16 protein-coding genes are annotated in these 18,436 nt (G+C 64.0%); 8 read left to right on the top strand and 8 right to left on the bottom strand.

The window, feature by feature from the left end; all coding sequences use genetic code 11:
• Positions 1–60: 60 nt before the first annotated feature.
• Positions 61–2,295: a malate synthase G gene (locus tag AC1DWQ_RS17040; protein ID WP_477670698.1), complete on the bottom strand. Its 2,235-nt coding sequence runs from the start codon at positions 2,293–2,295 to the stop codon at positions 61–63.
• 76 nt (positions 2,296–2,371) lie between these two features.
• On the bottom strand, positions 2,372–3,079 hold the full coding sequence (locus AC1DWQ_RS17035; RefSeq protein WP_477670697.1) for a haloacid dehalogenase type II: 708 nt from the start codon (positions 3,077–3,079) through the stop codon (positions 2,372–2,374).
• Between the two features lie 252 nt (positions 3,080–3,331).
• Between AC1DWQ_RS17035 and atzF the strand changes: the two genes are divergently transcribed.
• The 8 genes from atzF (at position 3,332) to AC1DWQ_RS16995 (ending at position 10,722) form a co-directional block, all read left to right on the top strand.
• A complete protein-coding gene (gene atzF / locus AC1DWQ_RS17030; protein ID WP_477670696.1) occupies positions 3,332–5,026 on the top strand; it encodes an allophanate hydrolase in 1,695 nt (564 codons plus the stop codon).
• A gap of 65 nt (positions 5,027–5,091) precedes the next feature.
• Positions 5,092–6,111: an ABC transporter substrate-binding protein gene (locus AC1DWQ_RS17025; protein ID WP_477670695.1), complete on the top strand. Its 1,020-nt coding sequence runs from the start codon at positions 5,092–5,094 to the stop codon at positions 6,109–6,111.
• A 5-nt stretch (positions 6,112–6,116) separates the two neighbouring features.
• The gene (locus AC1DWQ_RS17020) at positions 6,117–6,953 is read left to right on the top strand and encodes an ABC transporter permease (RefSeq protein WP_477670694.1); all 837 of its coding nucleotides are present in this window, start codon (positions 6,117–6,119) and stop codon (positions 6,951–6,953) included.
• A gap of 158 nt (positions 6,954–7,111) precedes the next feature.
• Positions 7,112–7,933 carry an ABC transporter ATP-binding protein gene (locus AC1DWQ_RS17015; protein WP_477656435.1) on the top strand — a complete coding sequence of 274 codons (822 nt, stop codon included), beginning with the start codon at positions 7,112–7,114 and terminating at the stop codon, positions 7,931–7,933.
• Positions 7,934–7,938: 5 nt separating this feature from the next.
• Positions 7,939–8,148: an AtzG-like protein gene (locus tag AC1DWQ_RS17010; RefSeq protein WP_477670693.1), complete on the top strand. Its 210-nt coding sequence runs from the start codon at positions 7,939–7,941 to the stop codon at positions 8,146–8,148.
• Positions 8,145–9,617 (top strand): AtzE family amidohydrolase, encoded by a 1,473-nt coding sequence (locus AC1DWQ_RS17005; RefSeq protein WP_477670692.1) that lies wholly within the window; start codon positions 8,145–8,147, stop codon positions 9,615–9,617. The genes AC1DWQ_RS17010 and AC1DWQ_RS17005 overlap by 4 nt, the downstream gene beginning before the upstream one ends.
• Entirely contained in the window at positions 9,614–9,994 is a 381-nt protein-coding gene (gene hpxZ / locus AC1DWQ_RS17000) for an oxalurate catabolism protein HpxZ (protein ID WP_477670691.1), read from the top strand. The genes AC1DWQ_RS17005 and hpxZ overlap by 4 nt, the downstream gene beginning before the upstream one ends.
• Complete coding sequence (locus AC1DWQ_RS16995; protein WP_477670690.1) at positions 9,991–10,722, top strand: GntR family transcriptional regulator; 732 nt, start codon at positions 9,991–9,993, stop codon at positions 10,720–10,722. The genes hpxZ and AC1DWQ_RS16995 overlap by 4 nt, the downstream gene beginning before the upstream one ends.
• Positions 10,723–10,807: 85 nt before the next feature.
• Here AC1DWQ_RS16995 and AC1DWQ_RS16990 read toward each other — a convergent pair whose 3' ends face one another.
• The 6 genes from AC1DWQ_RS16990 to mmsB are packed head-to-tail and all read right to left on the bottom strand — an operon-like array spanning position 10,808 to position 18,436.
• Complete coding sequence (locus tag AC1DWQ_RS16990) at positions 10,808–11,737, bottom strand: dihydrodipicolinate synthase family protein (protein WP_477670689.1); 930 nt, start codon at positions 11,735–11,737, stop codon at positions 10,808–10,810.
• 50 nt (positions 11,738–11,787) lie between these two features.
• Positions 11,788–13,521, bottom strand: a complete 1,734-nt coding sequence (locus AC1DWQ_RS16985) for an IlvD/Edd family dehydratase (RefSeq protein WP_457282341.1) — start codon at positions 13,519–13,521, stop codon at positions 11,788–11,790.
• 21 nt (positions 13,522–13,542) lie between these two features.
• Entirely contained in the window at positions 13,543–14,580 is a 1,038-nt protein-coding gene (gene yjfF, locus AC1DWQ_RS16980; RefSeq protein WP_477670688.1) for a galactofuranose ABC transporter, permease protein YjfF, read from the bottom strand.
• Positions 14,577–15,632 (bottom strand): ABC transporter permease, encoded by a 1,056-nt coding sequence (locus tag AC1DWQ_RS16975; RefSeq protein ID WP_477670687.1) that lies wholly within the window; start codon positions 15,630–15,632, stop codon positions 14,577–14,579. Before AC1DWQ_RS16975 ends, yjfF begins: the two co-directional genes overlap by 4 nt.
• Complete coding sequence (locus AC1DWQ_RS16970) at positions 15,625–17,163, bottom strand: sugar ABC transporter ATP-binding protein (protein ID WP_477670686.1); 1,539 nt, start codon at positions 17,161–17,163, stop codon at positions 15,625–15,627. Before AC1DWQ_RS16970 ends, AC1DWQ_RS16975 begins: the two co-directional genes overlap by 8 nt.
• Positions 17,164–17,218: 55 nt before the next feature.
• A complete protein-coding gene (gene mmsB / locus AC1DWQ_RS16965) occupies positions 17,219–18,436 on the bottom strand; it encodes a multiple monosaccharide ABC transporter permease (protein ID WP_457282345.1) in 1,218 nt (405 codons plus the stop codon).

The raw sequence follows: 18,436 nt of genomic DNA, 5'->3' as shown, positions 1-18,436 counted from the left end.
GACTCTGTCAGGCACAGGCTGCAGCAGGCGCAAGCCCCCGTCCGCACCCCTGCCGCAGACTTAACGGCACAAGCCGGCTTTTACCTTCAGCCGCCAGGCGTGCAGCAGCGGCTCGGTGTAGCCACTGGGTTGCTCCAGGCCCTTGAAGACCAGGTCGCACGCCGCCTTGTAGGCCGCCGACGTCTCGAAGTTGCCCGCCATTTTTTTGTAGAGGGGGTCGCCGGCGTTCTGGCCGTCGACCACGGCGGCCATCCGTTCAAAGGTTTCCTTGACCTGCGCTTTCGTGACCACGCCGTGCAGCAGCCAGTTGGCGATGTGCTGACTGGAAATGCGCAGCGTGGCGCGGTCTTCCATCAGGCCAACGTTGTGGATGTCGGGCACCTTGGAGCAACCCACACCCTGGTCGATCCAGCGGACCACATAGCCGAGGATGCCCTGGGCGTTGTTGTCCAGCTCCTGCTGCTTCTCGGCAGGCGTCCATTGGGCGTCGGGCGAGACCGGCACCAGCAGCAGCTCGGGCAGCAGGCGGGCGATTTCGGACTTCAGGTCGACCGTCTTCTCGATGTCTTTTTGCACCGCCGCCACATTGACCTGGTGGTAGTGCAGCGCGTGCAGCGTGGCGGCCGTGGGCGACGGGACCCAGGCCGTGTTGGCGCCGGCCTGCGGGTGCGAGATTTTGGCCTTGAGCATGTCGGCCATCAAGTCGGGCATGGCCCACATGCCCTTGCCGATCTGGGCGCGGCCGCGCAGGCCGCAGGCCAGGCCGACCAGCACGTTGCTGCGTTCGTAGGCGCTGAGCCACGGGCTGATTTTCATGTTGCCCTTGCGGATCATCGGGCCGGCCTGCATGGCCGTGTGCATTTCGTCGCCGGTGCGGTCCAGGAAGCCGGTGTTGATGAAGGCCACGCGGCTGGAAGCGGCGGCGATGCAGGCCTTGAGGTTGACGCTGGTGCGGCGCTCTTCGTCCATGATGCCGAGCTTGACCGTGCTGCCCGGCAGGCCGAGCATCTTTTCGACGCGGCTGAAGAGTTCGGCGGCGAATGCCACTTCAGCGGGGCCGTGCATCTTGGGCTTGACGATGTAGACCGAGCCCTTGCGCGAGTTCCTGATGCCGGCCTTGCCCTTGCGCTTGAGGTCGTGGATGGCGATCGTGGTCGTGACCATGGCGTCCAGGATGCCTTCCGGAATTTCCTTCGTGCTGCCATCCGCGGCGGTGTACAGCACGGCCGGGTTGGTCATCAGGTGGCCCACATTGCGCACGAACATCAGCGAACGGCCATGCAGTACCACTGCTTTACCCCTGGGTCCTTTCGGTGAGGTGTATTCACGGTCCGGGTTCAGGCCGCGGGTGAAGGTCTTGCCGTCCTTGGTCACGCTTTCAGTCAGCGTACCCTGCAAGATGCCCAGCCAGTTGCGATAGGCCAGCACCTTGTCGTCGGCGTCCACCACGGCCACCGAGTCTTCCAGGTCCATGATGGTCGACAGCGCAGCCTCTATCACCAGGTCGCTCACGCCGGCCGGATCCGTCTTGCCGATGGGCGTGCCGCGGTCAATGCGGACGTCGATGTGCAGGCCGTTGTGCTGCAGCAGCACCGACGACGGCGCGGAGGCCTTGCCCTGGTAGCCGATGAACTGGCTCGCATCTTCCAGCGCCGTTGTCTTGCCGCCTTTTAGCGTGACGACGAGCTTGCCGCCCTTGACCGCATAGGTGGTCGAATCGATGTGCGAGCCCTTTTTCAGCGGCGCGGTGCGGTCCAGCACATAACGCGCGTATTCGATCACCCTGGCGCCGCGCACGGGGTTGTAGCCTTTGCCTTTGGTGGCGCCGTCTTCCTCGGAAAGGGCGTCGGTGCCATAGAGCGCGTCATAAAGGCTGCCCCAGCGCGCGTTGGCGGCATTAAGCGCATAGCGCGCGTTCAGGATGGGCACCACAAGTTGCGGGCCGGCCTGTTTGGCGAGTTCAGCGTCCACGTTGGCGGTGGTGATGGTGACCTTCTTCGGCGAAGGCACGAGGTAGCCGGTTTTTTCGAGGAAGGCGCGGTAAGCCTTCATGTCTGCGATGGGGCCGGGGTTGGCCTTGTGCCAGGCGTCCATCTCGCACTGCAGGCGGTCGCGCTCTGCCAGCAAGGAGAGGTTCTTGGGCGCCAGATCGGCCACGATGGCATCAAAGCCCTTCCAGAAAGCGCCGCTGGCCACACCGGTGCCGGGCAACACCTCGTCTTCGATGAAACGGTAAAGCCCGGTGGCGACCTGCAGGCGGTGGCTGGAGGTGCGTGTGTTGGTTGTAGTGTTCATGGTGCGGTCCCTTTTCTCAAAAGCATCAGAAGAATCAAAAAAACTAAAAGACAAAAAATAGAACGAGCCTGCGAAATCAGTGCAGCGGCAGCGAGAGCACTTCGCGCAGGCTGCTGCCGGTGTACAGGGGCTGCGTGCCCAGCTCTTCAAACGGCAACTGGTAACGGTTGACCCACAGCGTCTGGTAGCCATACCAGGTAGCCGCCAGCGCGTCCCAGCTGTTGCAGCTCACGAAGGCGATCTGTTTCGCCTCCAGCCCGGTGGCTTTCAGCCCGAGCGCATAGGCTTCGGGAGCGGTCTTGTATTTGCGAATGCTGTCCACGCTGATGATGTGGTCCAGCAGGCCTTCAAGCCCTGCCGACTTGACGGCCACATCCAGCATGGAGGGATCGCCGTTGGACAGGATGCCGGTGGTGATGCCACGCGCCTTCAGCGCCTGCAGCACCTCGCGGTTTTCCGGAAACGCCGACAGGTGGCGGTACTGGTTCATGAGCTGCTCCTCACGGGCGGCATTCAAATCCAGCCCCAGGCGTTTGCACGCATAACGCAGGCCTGCGCGCGTGAGGTCCCAGAAGGGCCGGTAATGCGAGCCGCTATTGCTGATGGTCACCAGGCGCGTGTACTCAATCTGCTTGTCGCGCCACAGCACGCCCAGCGCTTCGCCTTTGCCCGGAAACAATTGCTCCGCCAGCAAGCCCACGCTGTACACGTCAAACAGCGTGCCGTAGGCATCAAACAACACGGCACGAAGCTTGGGCTGTGGGTTGGAGCGAGACTTTTCCATAAGCCTCTACTGTATTTGATACATCGAGCGCGATTAATTACCCAAGAATCGCTTTATCCATGACATTCATGCGCCTAATTGGATGACAAGCAGACATCAAAGTACTTTTCGTCATCGGCAGTGCTCGGGACGGCTCTACGGATTGGCACAGCTCTTGCATCTCATCTTGTACACAAGTATGGATGCTTTCAATTGGTGCACATCTCTTCATCGCCGAACTCTCCTCAATCGCTCGCTGCACCTGAGCAGGTGATGGCATCTGCAGGCACGGACGCCGGCAGGGCTCCCGAGGCCTGGATTACCAGGACATCGTCTTTCCCGACCGGCCGCGGCGGCGCGCTGGCCGGGCTCTCATTTGCGGCCAAAGACAACATTGATGTAGCGGGCCTGCCGACCACCGCCGCCTGCCCCGCTTTCGCCTACACGCCGACGGCGCACGCCGCCGTGGTGCAAAAGCTGCTCGATGCGGGTGCGCAACTGCTTGGCAAGACCAACATGGACCAGTTCGCCTGCGGCCTCAACGGCACACGCTCCCCCTACGGCGCCGTTCCCAACGCGATCAACCCGGCATATATATCAGGAGGGTCGAGTTCCGGCTCCGCCTACGTGGTGGCGACCGGGCAGGCGGATTTCGCGCTGGGCACCGACACGGCGGGTTCCGGGCGCGTGCCGGCGGGCCTGAACAACATCGTGGGCCTGAAACCCTCCAAAGGCCTTGTCAGCGCACGCGGCGTGGTGCCGGCCGCGCAGAGCGTGGACTGCGTCTCCATCTTCGCGCGCACCGTGGCCACGGCCGCCCGCGTGCTCGAAGCGGCCATGGGCTACGACCCGCTGGATCCCTACTCGCGCGTGCTGGCGATGGCCGACACCGCCTTGCCCGCAGGCTTTCGTTTCGGTGTGCCTTCAACACTGGGCTTCTGCGGCGACGCGCTGGCCGAGCAGGCTTTTGGCGAAGCTGTCACCCGCATGCAGGCCCTGGGCGGCGTGCCGGTGCCCATCAATTTCGCGCCGCTGGCCGAGGCGGCCGCGCTGCTCTATGAAAGCGCGCTGGTGGCTGAACGCTACACCGCCGTGCGCGATTTTTTTGACGCGCATGAAGAAGCGGTGATCGAGCCGGTGCGCAGCATCATCGGCGCGGGCAAACAATACAGCGCTGCCGACCTGTATGCAGCCCAAACAAAGTTACGCGCGCTGGGCCAGCAGGCGGGCGCAATGTGGCGTGACATTGATGTGCTGTTGCTGCCGACCGCGCCCACACACTACACGCTGCAGGCCATGCAGCGCGACCCCGTCACGCTGAACCGCCACCTGGGCACCTACACCAACTTCGTCAACCTGCTGGACTACGCGGCCCTTTCCGTGCCCAGCAGCCTGCGTCCTGACGGCCTGCCTTTCGGCATCACGCTGGTGGGGCTGGCGGGCAGCGACTGGCAACTGGCTGAGTTGGGGCAGCGCTATCACCATGCCACTGGTTTGCCGCTGGGCGCATTGAACGAAGCGCTGCCCGCACCCGCAGCGTTGCCAGGCATCCAGCCGGCGGCCACGGTCAGGCTGGCCGTGGTGGGCGCTCATCTTTCGGGCATGCCGCTGAACAGCCAGCTGACCTCGCGCGGCGCCACGCTGGTGGGCCCGGCACGCACCGCGCCAGACTACCGCTTTTACGCCCTGCCGGGCACGGTGCCGCCCAAGCCGGGGCTGCTGCGTGTGGCGGCCAATGAAGGTGCAGGCATCGCGCTGGAAATCTGGGAAATGCCGGTGCAGCACTACGGCTCTTTCGTTGCGCTGATCCCCGCGCCCTTGGGCATAGGCACGCTGGCGCTGGAGGGCGGCGGCAGCGTCCAGGGCTTCCTCTGCGAGGCGCATGCCCTGCAAGGTGCACAAGACATCACACACCTGGGCGGCTGGCGCGCTTACCTCGACTCACCGAAGCCAGTCGCGCAGGCGTGAAAGCTTTTCGTCCTCTTCATCAACCCATTCCTTCACCACTTATCCATCACCAGCAGGAGCATTTCATGAAGCCCGTTCCCACACCGTCATCCGCCCCCCACGGCCCGGCACGCCGCTCGCTGCTCAAGGCCACGGCCGCCGGCGCCACACTGGGCTTGCTGGGCATGCCCGCCTTCCTGCATGCGCAGGGCGGTCCCAAGATACGCATCGGCTACTGGCCCATCGCCGCCGGCCTGCCGTTCTACTCAGCCATCGAGCTGGGCTACTTCAAAGAGACCGGCCTTGACGTGGAGCCGCTCAAATTCGCCGGTGCGCAGCAGGTGATGGAGGCGGTGCTCTCGGGCCGCGCCGATGGCACCGCCAACGGCACCGGCTCGGCCAACATCGCCATCGGCGAGATCGCCCAGCCCGGCACCTTCAAGATCTTCTGCTCCAACCCCAGCAACGTGAAGAATGTGCTCGACGAGGTGATCGTGCCGGCGGCCAGTCCGGCCAAGGTGATGGCCGACCTCAAAGGCAAGCGCGTCGGCTCCGGCCCCGGCATCCAGAACGTGACGCTGGCCAAGACCGTGCTGGAGCGCGGCGGCGCTACCGGCGCGACCGTGGTCGAGCTGCCCATCGGCCAGCATGTGGCCGCGCTCGCCGCCGGCCAGATCGACGGTGCCTACACGCTGGAGCCCACCGGCACCATAGGCCGCATGAACGGCACGACGCGCGTGCTTGAAGCCGGCGTCATCGCGCGCTATGTACTGGGTGACCCGATGGCACCGTGGTTCGGCGGCTCGGCGTCGCTGTCTTCCGACTTCATCAAGAAGAATCCCGACGCGGCAAAAAAATTCGTCGCCGCCTACGGCAAGGGAGTGGCCTACGTGCGAAGCAAGTCGGTCGAGGCGCGCCAGTACCTCAAGGGCTACACCGCCATTGAAGGCCCGCTCACCGGCGAGGTGCCGCTGGCCGCCTACACCATGTACAACGAGTTCACCCCGGCCGACGTGGCGCACTTCCAGAAATTCTTCGACCTGTTCTCCGAAAAAGGCATCTTCAGTTCGCGCCTCATCGTAGACACCATGCTCTACAAGGGTTGAACACCATGAGTACCACCTCTCCCGTGACGGCAACGCCCGCCAAACCCTGGACGCCTCCGGCCGCGCCGGCGGCCGTCGTGCAGCGCAAACCGGCGCTGGACAAGGCCCTGCCCTTCATCGGCCCGGTGGCGCTCTTCATCATCTGGGACCTGGCCGTGCGCCTGGGCTTCATCAAGGCCATCCTGCTGCCGCCACCGATCGACGCGCTGGGCGCACTGCTCAGCGGCCTGGCTGGCGGGCCGCTCCTCAAGGACTTTGCCGTCACCGTGTGGCGAACGGTCCAGGCTTTCATGATCGCCGCCGCGGTCGGCATGCCGCTGGGCGTGCTGCTGGGCAGCAATGAAAAAGCCTACCGCAGCGTGGAATTCCTGATCGACTTCTTCCGCTCCACGCCGTCCTCGGCGCTGATTCCGCTCTTCCTGATGATTTTCGGCGTGTCGGACATCAACAAGGTGGCGATTGCCGCCTTCGGCGCGCTGCTGATCGTGGTCTTCAACAGCGCCTACGGCGTGATCAACGCGCGCAAGCAGCGTGTCATGGCGGCCAAAGTCATGGGCGCCTCGCGCTGGCAAGTGTTCAAGGACGTGTTGATCTGGGAAAGCCTGCAGCCGAGCTTTGTCGGCCTGCGTTCGGCGGTGTCCATGGCACTCGTCATCGTGATCGTTGCCGAGATGTTCATAGGCGCCGACACCGGCCTGGGCAACCGCATCATCAACTCGCAGCAGGTCATGAATGTGAAGGACATGTACGCGTCCATCCTGGCGGCCGGTGCGCTGGGGTATGCGCTGAATATTTTGTTTCTCATCGCCGAGCGCCGCATCGTGCATTGGAGTGGAAGATAAATGGCCCCCACGCTTTTCACTTCGTGTAATGCGCTTCCCCCCGAGGGGGCCGCTGCGCCTGCGGCCCGGCAAAGCCGGTTCCGCGGCCCCTGCTTGAAGGTGAGAGGCCTGCAGTCACTCACCACTGTGTTTACCCATGGATCCCACCGGAGTCCGACATGTCCGCTGTAATTAATGCTCCCGTATTCGCCGATGTCCCGGTGCGTGAATTCCAGCCCGGCCCGGCAGGCACGCACATCACCATACGCGGTCTGACCAAGTACTTTGCGGGCTGGCCGCTGTATGAAGACTTCAACCTGGACATCCCCAAGCACAAGATCGTCTCGGTCTTCGGGCCCAACGGCTGCGGCAAGTCCACGCTGATCAACATGATCGCGGGCCTCATCCCCATCGACGCGGGCGAAATCCTGTTCGACGGCAAGTCGCTCAAGGACACCAAGATCGGCTACGTCTTCCAGAACTACCGCGAAGCCATGTTCCCGTGGATGCGTACCATCGACAACATCGCCTACCCGCTCAAGCTTGAAGGCAGATCCAAGGCTGAAGTCGACAGGCGCATGGCCGAACTCGTGGCCTCCTTCGACGTGAAGTTCGACCTGAACCGCTACCCCTATGAACTCTCGGGCGGGCAGCAGCAGACGGCCTCCATCATGCGGGCGCTGGCGCCCAATCCGGAAGTGCTGTTCCTGGACGAGCCGTTCTCGGCGCTGGACTTCGAGATGACGCTGTTCATCCGCGAAAAACTGCAGGAGGTGTTCATGCAGACAGGCACTACCATGCTGCTGGTGTCGCACGACCTGGAAGAAGCCGTGTACCTCGCCGACCAGGTACTGCTGCTGACCAAGCGCCCGACGCGCGTCGCCGAAATCCTGCCCTACGGCGATGCGCGTCCGCGCACGGTGGAGACCTTGTCTGAAGCCAGCTTCATCCGCACCAAGAAACTCAGCCTGGAAATATTCCAGCGCGAAGTCAGGCGCTGAACCACATGACACCCGCGCAAATAGATGCCTATGTCGACGCCGCCGCGGCCGCGCTGGACTTGCCGCTGAATCCGGAACACCGGCCCGGTGTGCTGCAGTTCTTCGCGCTGGCCGCCGGCTTTGCCGCGCAGCTGCAGGCCGTGCCGCTGGACGCCCATAACGACCCGGCGCCGGTGTTTGTACCTGTTGAGCCTTCCGGCAAGGCTGGCGGATGAGCGACGCTGCCGAATGCCTGCGCGGCGATGCGATGGCCATGGCGCGGGCCGTGCGGACGCGCGAGGTCGGTGCAGGCGCATTGATTGAAGCCAGCCTCGCGCACATAGCCGCCACCAATGGCCGCGTCAATGCCTTTACCGAAGTCACCGCCTCGCGGGCACGGCAACGCGCGGCACTGCTGGACCAGCAGCTCGCCGTCGATGCGCCCGGCCTCGCAGCACAGCCCTTGCTGGGCGTTCCTTTTGCCGTAAAGAACCTGTTTGATATCCAGGGCCTGTCCACACTGGCGGGCTCGGCCATTGAACGCGGGCGAACGCCTGCCACGGCCGACGCACTGCTGGTGCAGCGGCTCGAGGCAGCTGGCGCCGTGCTGGTGGGTGCGCTCAACATGGACGAATATGCCTATGGCTTCACCACCGAAAACAGCCATGCCGGCCCGGCCCGCAACCCGCACGACCTCACACGCATCGCCGGCGGTTCATCCGGCGGCTCAGGCGCCGCAGTGGCTGCGGGCCAGGTACCGCTGACGCTGGGGTCGGACACCAACGGCTCCATCCGTGTGCCGGCCTCGCTGTGCGGCGTGTTCGGGCTCAAGCCCACTTTTGGCCGGCTACCGCGTACCGGCAGCTACCCCTTTATTTCCGGGCTGGATCACCTGGGGCCGTTTGCGCGTTCTGTGCGCGACCTGGCCCTGTCTTATGACCTCATGCAAGGCCCGGAGGCCGCCGGGCCATCAACCGTCCGCGACCCCGGCTGCGCACAGCGCACCGCCGAGCCGGCATTGCCATCGCTGGTGCAAGGCATGGGCGGACTGCGCGTAGGTGTGCTGGGCGGCTACTTCCAGGACTACGTCCAGCCCCAGGCCTGGGCCGCCGTGCAGCGTGTGGCCCAGGCGCTGGGCGCCCGCGAAACGGTGGCGCTGCCAATGGTCGAGGCGGGCCGCGCCGCTGCCTTCCTGATCACCAACGCCGAGGGCGGCGCCCTGCACCTGGACGACCTGCGGCGCCGCGCCGGCGATTTTGAGCCTCTGTCGCGTGACCGCTTTCTTGCGGGCAGCCTGCTTCCGGCTGCCTGGGTAGACCGCGCCCAGCGCGTACGCCGCCTTTATGCCCAGGCCGTGGCCGGACTGTTTGAACACTTCGATGTCCTGCTCGCCGCCGCCACCCCCTGCGCCGCCACGCCCATAGGCGCCGAGTGGCTGGAATTGAACGGCAAACGACTGCCGCTGCGCCCAAGCATGGGTTTGTTGACCCAGCCTTTTTCGTGCATAGGCCTGCCCGTCTGTGCGGTGCCGGTGTGGCCGGATGAAGGCCTGCCCGTAGGAGTGCAGCTCGTCACCGCGCCCTGGCGTGAAGACCACGCGCTGCGCGTGGCGGCCGTGCTGGAGGCAGCCGGCATCGCCCGCGCTCCGCTGGCTTCGCTGGCTTCGCTGGCTTCGCTGGCTTCGCTGACAATCGGTAAATCATGATCCATGCCATCAACCTGCCCGACGTTCATGCCGAAGTGACTGCCGCATTTTTTCGCTACGAAGATGCACTGGTCAACAACAACGTGGAAGTGCTCGACGAGCTGTTCTGGAACAGCGAGCACACCCTGCGCTACGGCGTCACCGAGAACCTCCACGGCTATGACGCCATCCGTGCTTTTCGCGCGGGGCGCTCCCCACAAGGGCTCGCGCGTACCTTGCGCGCCACAGTCATCACAACATACGGACGCGACTTCGCCACGGCCAACACAGAGTTTGCACGTGTAGGTAGCGACAGGACCGGGCGCCAAAGCCAGACCTGGTTGCGCACGCGGGATGGCTGGCGTGTGGTAGCCGCCCACGTGAGTCTGCTGGCATGAGCCGCACGCACGCCGCCCCGCCTGTTGCCGGCAGCGCCTTTCATTCGCGCGCCGAGCAAGCCTATGCCGAACTCAAGCGCGACATCGCCGAATTCAAGCTGGTGCCCGGCGACCGCTTCACCGAAAGCGAGGTCAGCGAGCGCCTGGGTGTCTCGCGTACACCGGTGCGCCAGGCCCTGTTTCGCCTGCAGCAGGAGGGATTCGTCGAGGTGCTGTTTCGCAGTGGCTGGCGCGTGCTGCCCTTTGATTTCGACAAGTTCGAGCAGCTCTACGATCTGCGCATGGTGCTGGAAACCACGGCCGTGCAGCGCCTGTGCAGCGGCAGCCAGACGGTGGACACGGCGCTACTCGATGAACTGGCGGCCATCTGGCTGGCGCCGCTAGCTCAACGCAGTACCGACATGGTGCAGGTTGCACAGTGGGACGAGGCGTTTCATTGTGCGCTGGTGGCGGCCGCCGGCAATGCCGAAATGGCCCGGGTGCACCGCGATGTGACTGACCGCATCCGCATCATTCGCCGGCTTGACTTCATCAAGCAGCCGCGCATTGACGCGACCTATGAAGAGCACGCCAAGATTCTCAAGGCGGTGCGCGCCAAGCGTGGCGACCAGGCCGCCATGCTGCTGCGCGCCCATATCGAAACCAGCCAGGCCGAGGTGCGGAAAATAACGCTGCACCAGGTGCATCTCGCGCGTCAGATCGGCTCCGGAACGTCGCCCAAGGCATAAAACGCCTGGAGCCGTTAACCGGTGGGCGCGAGAAGCTATCAAAAAAGGAGCAATGTGCGGGGCATTACCCCGCGGCGTGCCCTGCTTACCGCCCCCAGCGCAGCACAAGCGGATCAAGCCGGCTGGCGGTTGCCAGCAGCCCGGCGCGCGTGTCCGGGTGCATGGCCGGAAAAGGATGACGCGGTGCTTCGCAGGCGATCACGCCGCCTTCCTTCATCAAGGTCTTGGCGGCCAGCAGCCCCGCCTGGCGGTTTTCATAATTGATCAGCGGCAGCCATTGCTGGTAAAGGGCATAGGCCTTGTCATGGTCGCCGGCGCGGTGCGCCTCGATGATCGGACGAATGCCGTCGGGGTAGCCGCCGCCGGTCATGGAGCCGGTGGCGCCGGCATCGAGGTCGGGCAACAGCGTGATGGCCTCTTCGCCGTCCCATGGCCCTTCCACCGAGTCACCTCCCAAACGGATCAGTTCGCGCAGTTTGGAGGCTGCACCGGCGGTTTCGATCTTGAAATAGGCGACGTGTTCAATCTCACGGGCCATACGCGCGAGGAAGCAGGCTGAAAGCACAGTGCCGCTGGCGGGCGCATCCTGGATCATGATGGGAATGTTGACCGCATCCGACAGCCGCGCATAAAACTCGTAAATCTGCGGCTCGCTCACGCGAAAGGTAGCCCCGTGATACGGCGGCATGACCATCAGCATGGCGGCGCCCATGTCCTGCGCCCGGCGGCTGCGTTCGGCGCAAACCTTCGTGCCGTAGTGGGTGGTGGTCACGATCACCGGCACGCGGCCGGCCACATGTTCGAGGACGGTACGGGTCAGGGTTTCACGCTCTTCGTCCGAAAGCACGAATTGCTCGGAGAAGTTGGCCAGGATGCAGATGCCGTCTGAGCCGGCGTCGATCATGAAGTCGATGCAGCGCTTCTGGCTTTCAAGGTCAAGCTCGCCGGTTTCGGTGAACGTGGTGGGGGCAACGGGGAAGATACCGCGGTAACGCGGCTGGCGGAGCGTGTTCATGGGGACTGGATCAGGTTGAATAAAGTTCAGTAATTCACTGCTTGCGCGATTTAATGGGAGTGCCGGGGAACTTCGGAGCCGCGGCAGCCGACCAGAAAATCGAAGTCGCAACCCTCGTCGGCTTGCAGCACGTGGTCGACATACAGGCGCTGGTAGCCGCCACGCATGCCTGCAGGGGCCTTCTGCAGGGCGGCAAGGCGTTCAGCCAGTTCGGCATCGCTGATGTCCAGGTGCAGGCGGCCCGCATCGCAGTCGAGCTCGATCCAGTCGCCGTCGCGTACCGCGGCCAGCGGCCCGCCGGCCGCCGCTTCTGGCGCCACATGCAGCACAACGGTGCCGTAAGCGGTGCCGCTCATGCGTGCGTCCGAGATGCGCACCATGTCCTTGACGCCCTGGCGCAGCAGCTTGGGCGGCAGGCCCATGTTGCCGACTTCGGCCATGCCGGGGTAGCCCTTGGGGCCGCAGTTCTTCATCACCATCACGCAGCTGGCATCGATGTCGAGGTTCTCGTCGACGATGCGCTCCTTGTAGTGCTCGAGGTTCTCGAATACGACCGCGCGGCCGCGGTGCTTGAGCAGTTCGGGCGAGGCCGCAGAGGGCTTGAGCACGGCGCCGCGCGGCGCCAGGTTGCCGCGCAGGATGCAGATACCGCCGTCGGCGATCAAGGGGTTGTCGAGGGGGCGGATCACCTCGTCGTTGTACTGCGGCGCCTCGCGCACGTTGTCCCATATCGACCGGCCATTGACGGTGAGCGCATTGGGATGCGGCAGCAAGCTGTTTTCACCCAGACGGCGCAACACGGCGGGCAGGCCGCCGGCGTAGTAGAACTCTTCCATCAGGAAACGGCCGGAAGGCTGCAGGTCAACGAGGGTGGGCGTGTTGCGGCCAATACGCGTCCAGTCTTCCAGGTCCAGCTGCACACCAATACGGCCCGCAATCGCCTTGAGGTGAATCACTGCGTTGGTGGAGCCGCCAATGGCGGCGTTGACGCGAATCGCATTTTCGAAGGCTTCGCGTGTGAGGATTTTCGACAGCGTGAGGCCTTCGCGCGCCATCTCGACAGCCCGCGCGCCCGACATTTGCGCCAGCACATAGCGGCGTGCATCCACCGCGGGAATGGCGGCGTTGTGCGGCAGCGAAGTACCCAGCGCTTCGGCCATGCAGGCCATGGTGGAGGCTGTTCCCATGGTGTTGCAGGTGCCGGCCGAACGCGACATGCCGCCCTCGGCCGCCAGGAACTGGTGCAGCTGGATTTCGCCCGCTTTCAGCGACTCGTGCAGCTGCCACACTGCCGTCCCCGAGCCGATGTTTTTGCCTTCAAGCTTGCCGTTTAGCATGGGCCCGCCGGTCACCACGATGGCCGGAATGTCGCAACTTGCAGCACCCATCAGCAGTGCGGGCGTGGTCTTGTCGCAACCGGTGAGCAGCACCACGGCGTCGATGGGATTGCCGCGAATCGCTTCTTCCACGTCCATGCTGGCAAGGTTGCGTGTGAGCATGGCGGTGGGCCGCAGGTTCGACTCGCCGTTCGAGAACACCGGGAACTCGACCGGAAAGCCACCCGCCTCTGAAATGCCGCGCTTCACATGCTCGGCGATCTTGCGGAAGTGGGCATTGCAAGGCGTGAGCTCCGACCAGGTATTGCAGATGCCGATGATGGGGCGGCCGTCGAACTCATGGTCGGGAATGCCCTGGTTCTTCATCCAGCTGCGGTACATGAAGCCGTTTTTGTCGGCCGTGCCGAACCACTCGGTGGAACGTAGTTTTCGTTTGGTGCTTGTCATGATGGTCTGGCCATTAAGGTTTCAGGAAGATTTGGGTGTGCGATTTGCCAGCAGCCGTTGCAGGAGGCAAAAAACAAACAGCAACACGCCGACGACAATGCGCGTCCACCAGGAACTCAAAGAGCCGTCAAAAGAGATCAGGGTCTGGATGATGCCGAGCATCAACACCCCGAACAGGGTGCCGGCCACATAACCCACGCCGCCGCTGAGCAAGGTGCCGCCGATCACCACGGCGGCAATGGCGTCAAGCTCCATGCCGGTGGCGTGCAAGCCGTAGCCCGAAAGCATGTAGAAGGTGAAGACCACACCGGCCAGCGCCGAGCAAAAGCCCGATAGCGTGTAAACCCCCACCAGCGTGCGGCGCACCGGCAAGCCCATCAGCAGTGCCGATTGCTCGTTGCCGCCGACGGCATACACCGCTCGGCCAAAGGGAGTGCAGTGTGCAATGAACACCGCCGCCAGCAGCACCGCAATGGCGATCACGGCACTGATTGAGAGGGAGGCGTCTTCCCACAAGGGGATGCGCAGCTGCGAGACCTCCGAGTAAAACTCGTTGGTGATGCTGATGGAGTCGACACTAATCAGGTAGCACAGGCCGCGCGCCAGAAACATGCCGGCCAGCGTCACGATGAAAGGCTGCAGGCGAAAACGCTCAATCAGAAAACCCATGAAGGCGCCGAACGCCGTGCCCATAAGGAGCACCAGCGGAATCACCGCAGCTGGACTCCAGCCATGGTGCTCCACCAGCGCGGCAGACACCATGGTGGTCAGCGCCACCACGGAGCCGACGGACAGGTCGATACCGCCCGACAGGATGACAAACGTCATGCCCACGGCGATGATGACCAGAAAGGCGTTGTCGATCAGCAGGTTGAGGAACACCTGAGCCGAAAAGAACCCGCTGTAGAGCACCGAACCCATGGTCGCCATGGCGATGAAGAGCGATATGGTGGCCGCCAGCGGCAGGTATTTGGGATTAAAACCCGAAGCCGGCGCAGCAGGTGCCCGTTGGCTGGCGGCGGCCTCCTCTACGGGAGGCTGGGTGACGATTGTGCTCATGGCCGCATTCCCCGCGCGGCCGGCCGCCGCATCCAGATACCGATCTCGGCCCGGAATTCAGCCGATTGCAGCAGCATGACCACAAATACCACCACAGCTTTGACCACCAGATTGATCTCGGGCGGCACACCCAGCGAGTAGATGGCGTAAGTCAGGGTCTGGATGATCAGCGCACCGATGACACTGCCCACGAGGCTGAAACGCCCACCGGTGAGGGCGGTACCGCCCAGCGTCACGGCCAGGATGGCATCCAGCTCAAGCAACTGGCCCGCATTGTTGCCGTCGGCGCTTTTGACGTTGGAGCTGATCAACAAGCCCGCGATGCCCGCGCAGAAGCCGCAGAAGGCATAGGCCGCAACCATCAGACGCCGGGCCTGCACACCGGCAACGCGTGCCGCAGTCGGGTTGATGCCCACAGCCTGGATGAACAGCCCGAGGGCCGTGCGCGTCACCGCCAGATATAGCAGCGCAAAGACTACGGCCACGATAAAAAGCGAGAACGGCAAGCCCAGCAGGTAGCCACTGCCCAGGAAGAAGAACGGCGCGTAATAGATGGTGATGATCTGCCCGCCGGTGATCAGCTGCGCGATGCCCCGGCCTGCCACCATGAGGATCAGTGTGGCGATGATCGGTTGCATGCCCACCCTGGCGACCAGCAGCCCGTTCCACAGCCCGCACAGCAGCGCGACGGCCAATGCCGCCAGAATTGCCAGCGGCATCGGGAAACGGCTCACGCTCCCTGCCACCGACCCGCCAATCATCCAGGCGGCCACCGCGGCAGCAATGGCCACCACGGCGCCCACGGAAATGTCGATGCCGCGGGTGGCGATCACCAACGTCATGCCGAGCGACACCAGCACCAGCGGCGCGGCACGGTTGAGAATATCGATCAGGCTGCCGTACAAATGACCGTCACGCCACTCGACGTGCAGGAAACTGGCGTTAAACGCTGTGTTCACAGCCAGCAGCAGGAACAGCGTGATGAGCGGCCAGGCCAGGCGGTGCCTCATGGCAGTGGCCAGAGGCGAGGGGTGGTGTTTCTCTTCAGGCATGTTCAGCTGCAATCAGTTCATAGACGGTGTCTTCGCTGCTGCCTGCCGGCAACTCACCCACCTTGCGGCGGTCACGCAGCACCACAATGCGATGCGCCACGCGAACCACTTCGCTCATTTCGGAAGAGATGAAAATCACGGCCATACCGGCTTCTGCCAGGCGCAGGATCTGCTCCATGATTTCCTGCTTGGCGGCCACGTCGATACCGCGCGTGGGTTCATCCAGGATCAGCAGGCGCGGTTCGGTCGCGAGCCAGCGCGCGATCATGGCTTTTTGCTGGTTACCGCCTGACAGCAGGCCGATGGGCGTGTCCACACTTGCGGTCTTGATACCCATCGCCTGGACAAAGCGTTCGGCCAGCGCGGTTTGCTCGGCCCGCGACAAAAACCGGCGCATGCCCATGCGGGCTTGCAGCGCCAGCGCAATGTTTTCACGGACCGACAGCTCGGCCACGATGCCGTCGGTCTTGCGCTCTTCCGGGCACAGCGCCAGGCCGTGGCGGATCGCATCCGCCGGGCTGGAAAAAGTGACCGTCTGGCCGTCGATCCTGAGCACACCGCGGTCGGGTGCCTCCAGGCCGAACAACAACCGCGCCAGCTCCGTGCGCCCCGCCCCCAGCAAGCCGGCCAGGCCCACCACCTCGCCGGCACGCACGCGCAGATCCACAGCTTGCAGTTGACCGGCCTGGCCGAGGCCTTCGGCTTGCAGAAGTGCCGGCACGGCATCGTCAAACGCCTGAGGTATCGCGGTAACGGCAGATTGGGCGGCCAGCTCCCGGCCGAGCATGGCCGCTATCAATGCCTGCGGTCCCAGCTCGCTGGCCCGCCACTCGCCTACCCAGGTGCCGTTGCGCAGCACGGTGATGCGGTCTGACACCGCGTAGACCTGGTTCAGGAAATGGGTCACAAAAACGATGGCGAGCCCCTCGTCGCGCAAGCGGCGCAACACCCCAAAGAGTTTTTGGACTTCGTCATCATCCAGACTGGAAGTCGGCTCGTCAAGGATAAGGACTTTCGATTCGATGCTGATGGCGCGCGCGATGGCAACCAGCTGCTGCACCGCGACCGGGTAGCTGGACAACAGGCGCGTGACGTCAATATCCAGGCCGACACGCGCGACCAGCTCGCGGGCGCGGCGATTCAGCGCGGCCCAGTCGATGCGGTATCCCTGCGAAATGCCGCGCCGCGGATAGCGGCCCGCGAAGATGTTTTCCGCCACGGAGAGGTTGGGGCAAAGATTGACTTCCTGGTAGACCGTGCTGATGCCCAGACGCTGTGCGGCCAGGGGAGAGCCCGGCCACACCGGTTTGCCGGCCAGCTGCATCTGGCCGCCGCTGGCTTCAAGCACCCCGGTCAAAACCTTGATCAGGGTGGACTTGCCCGCACCGTTTTGCCCCATCAAGGCATGGATTTCACCGGGATACAGGCGCAAACGCACGTCGCGTAATGCGTCAATGCCCGCAAACTGTTTGTGGATGCCCGCGAGTTCCAGTACGGGGACGATGTCAGTGGCGGTAGTGGCCAGGGTCATAGAACAAGTTCCGTGCTGTGTGCTGCGGTATTTGTCTTCGAAACGGCCGGGCGGCTCATGCCTTGTTCTTGTTGTAGACGTCGACAAACACGGCGGCCAGCAACACCACGCCCTTGATGACCTGCTGGTAGTCGATGCCGATGCCCAGGATGGACATGCCGTTGTTCATCACGCCCATCACAAACGCACCGATCACCGCGCCCATGACCTTGCCGACACCGCCCGAGGCCGAGGCCCCGCCGATGAAACAGGCGGCGATGACGTCGAGCTCAAAGCCCAGGCCGGCCTTGGGCGTCGCGGTATTCAGGCGCGCGGCGAACACCAGGCCCGCCAGCGCCGCCAGCACGCCCATGTTCACGAAGGTATAGAAGGCCAGGCGCTCGGTCTTGATGCCCGACAGCTTGGCGGCCTTTTCGTTGCCGCCCAGCGCATAGACGCGCCGCCCGATGGTGGTGCGACCCGTTATGAAGTGGAACAGGAAAATCAGCGCGGCCATCACGATCAGCACATTCGGCAGACCCCTGTAGGAAGCCAGCAGGTAGCTGAAATAGATCAGGAGCGCCGAGAACATCGCCGTTTTGACGAAGAAAATGGCGGCGGGCTCGGCCTGGATGCCGTGCTTGAGCTGCTTGGCCCGCGCGCGTATGCCGGCCACGGCGAGCACGGCGGCCAGCGCCACGCCCAGCAGCAGCGAAGTCATGCGCAGGCCTTCGCTGCTCAGCAGGTCGGGCATGAAACCCGAGCTGAGCATCTGGAATGAATCGGGGAAGGGGCCGACCGACTGGCCTTGCAGCAGCGCCAACGCCAGCCCCTTGAACACCAGCATGCCGGCCAGCGTGACGATAAAAGAAGGGATGCGGAAGAACGCGACAAACCAGCCCTGAACCCCGCCTATCAGCGCGCCGCAGAGCAGGCACACCAGCGAGGCCGGCACGAAATGCCAGCCGTACTCCACCATCAGCACGGCCGCCAGCGCGCCGATGAAGCCGCACACCGAACCGACCGACAGGTCGATATGCCCGGCCACGATCACCATCAGCATGCCCAGCGCCATGATGACGATGTAGCTGTTCTGCAGGACCAGATTGGTGAGGTTGAGGGGCTGCATGAGCGTGCCCTCGGTCATGTACTGGAAGAAGCCCATGATGGCCACCAGCGTGATCAGCATGCCGTACTCGCGGAAGTTGTGCTTCAGGTAGTCGAGCGGCGATTTGCCGCTGGCAGCGGCGGTTTTTGCCGCAATCGCTGTGGCGTTGGAGGACTCGTTGTTCAT

The sequence above is a fragment of the Polaromonas sp. P2_G11 genome, assembly GCF_056403595.1.
The sequence above is the reverse complement of the archived record's forward strand: the minus strand, read 5'-3'. Positions and strand labels throughout refer to the sequence as shown.

Coding starts and splice junctions, on each gene's coding strand:
- AC1DWQ_RS17040 (WP_477670698.1), bottom strand. CDS start 2,295: ATGAACACTACAACCAACACACGCACCTCCAGCCACCGCCTGCAGGTC.
- AC1DWQ_RS16975 (WP_477670687.1), bottom strand. CDS start 15,632: ATGCCTGAAGAGAAACACCACCCCTCGCCTCTGGCCACTGCCATGAGG.
- AC1DWQ_RS17005 (WP_477670692.1), top strand. CDS start 8,145: ATGAGCGACGCTGCCGAATGCCTGCGCGGCGATGCGATGGCCATGGCG.
- AC1DWQ_RS16995 (WP_477670690.1), top strand. CDS start 9,991: ATGAGCCGCACGCACGCCGCCCCGCCTGTTGCCGGCAGCGCCTTTCAT.
- AC1DWQ_RS17035 (WP_477670697.1), bottom strand. CDS start 3,079: ATGGAAAAGTCTCGCTCCAACCCACAGCCCAAGCTTCGTGCCGTGTTG.
- AC1DWQ_RS16990 (WP_477670689.1), bottom strand. CDS start 11,737: ATGAACACGCTCCGCCAGCCGCGTTACCGCGGTATCTTCCCCGTTGCC.
- AC1DWQ_RS17025 (WP_477670695.1), top strand. CDS start 5,092: ATGAAGCCCGTTCCCACACCGTCATCCGCCCCCCACGGCCCGGCACGC.
- AC1DWQ_RS16985 (WP_457282341.1), bottom strand. CDS start 13,521: ATGACAAGCACCAAACGAAAACTACGTTCCACCGAGTGGTTCGGCACG.
- yjfF (WP_477670688.1), bottom strand. CDS start 14,580: ATGAGCACAATCGTCACCCAGCCTCCCGTAGAGGAGGCCGCCGCCAGC.
- AC1DWQ_RS17010 (WP_477670693.1), top strand. CDS start 7,939: ATGACACCCGCGCAAATAGATGCCTATGTCGACGCCGCCGCGGCCGCG.
- AC1DWQ_RS17020 (WP_477670694.1), top strand. CDS start 6,117: ATGAGTACCACCTCTCCCGTGACGGCAACGCCCGCCAAACCCTGGACG.
- atzF (WP_477670696.1), top strand. CDS start 3,332: ATGGCATCTGCAGGCACGGACGCCGGCAGGGCTCCCGAGGCCTGGATT.
- mmsB (WP_457282345.1), bottom strand. CDS start 18,436: ATGAACAACGAGTCCTCCAACGCCACAGCGATTGCGGCAAAAACCGCC.
- AC1DWQ_RS17015 (WP_477656435.1), top strand. CDS start 7,112: ATGTCCGCTGTAATTAATGCTCCCGTATTCGCCGATGTCCCGGTGCGT.
- AC1DWQ_RS16970 (WP_477670686.1), bottom strand. CDS start 17,163: ATGACCCTGGCCACTACCGCCACTGACATCGTCCCCGTACTGGAACTC.
- hpxZ (WP_477670691.1), top strand. CDS start 9,614: ATGATCCATGCCATCAACCTGCCCGACGTTCATGCCGAAGTGACTGCC.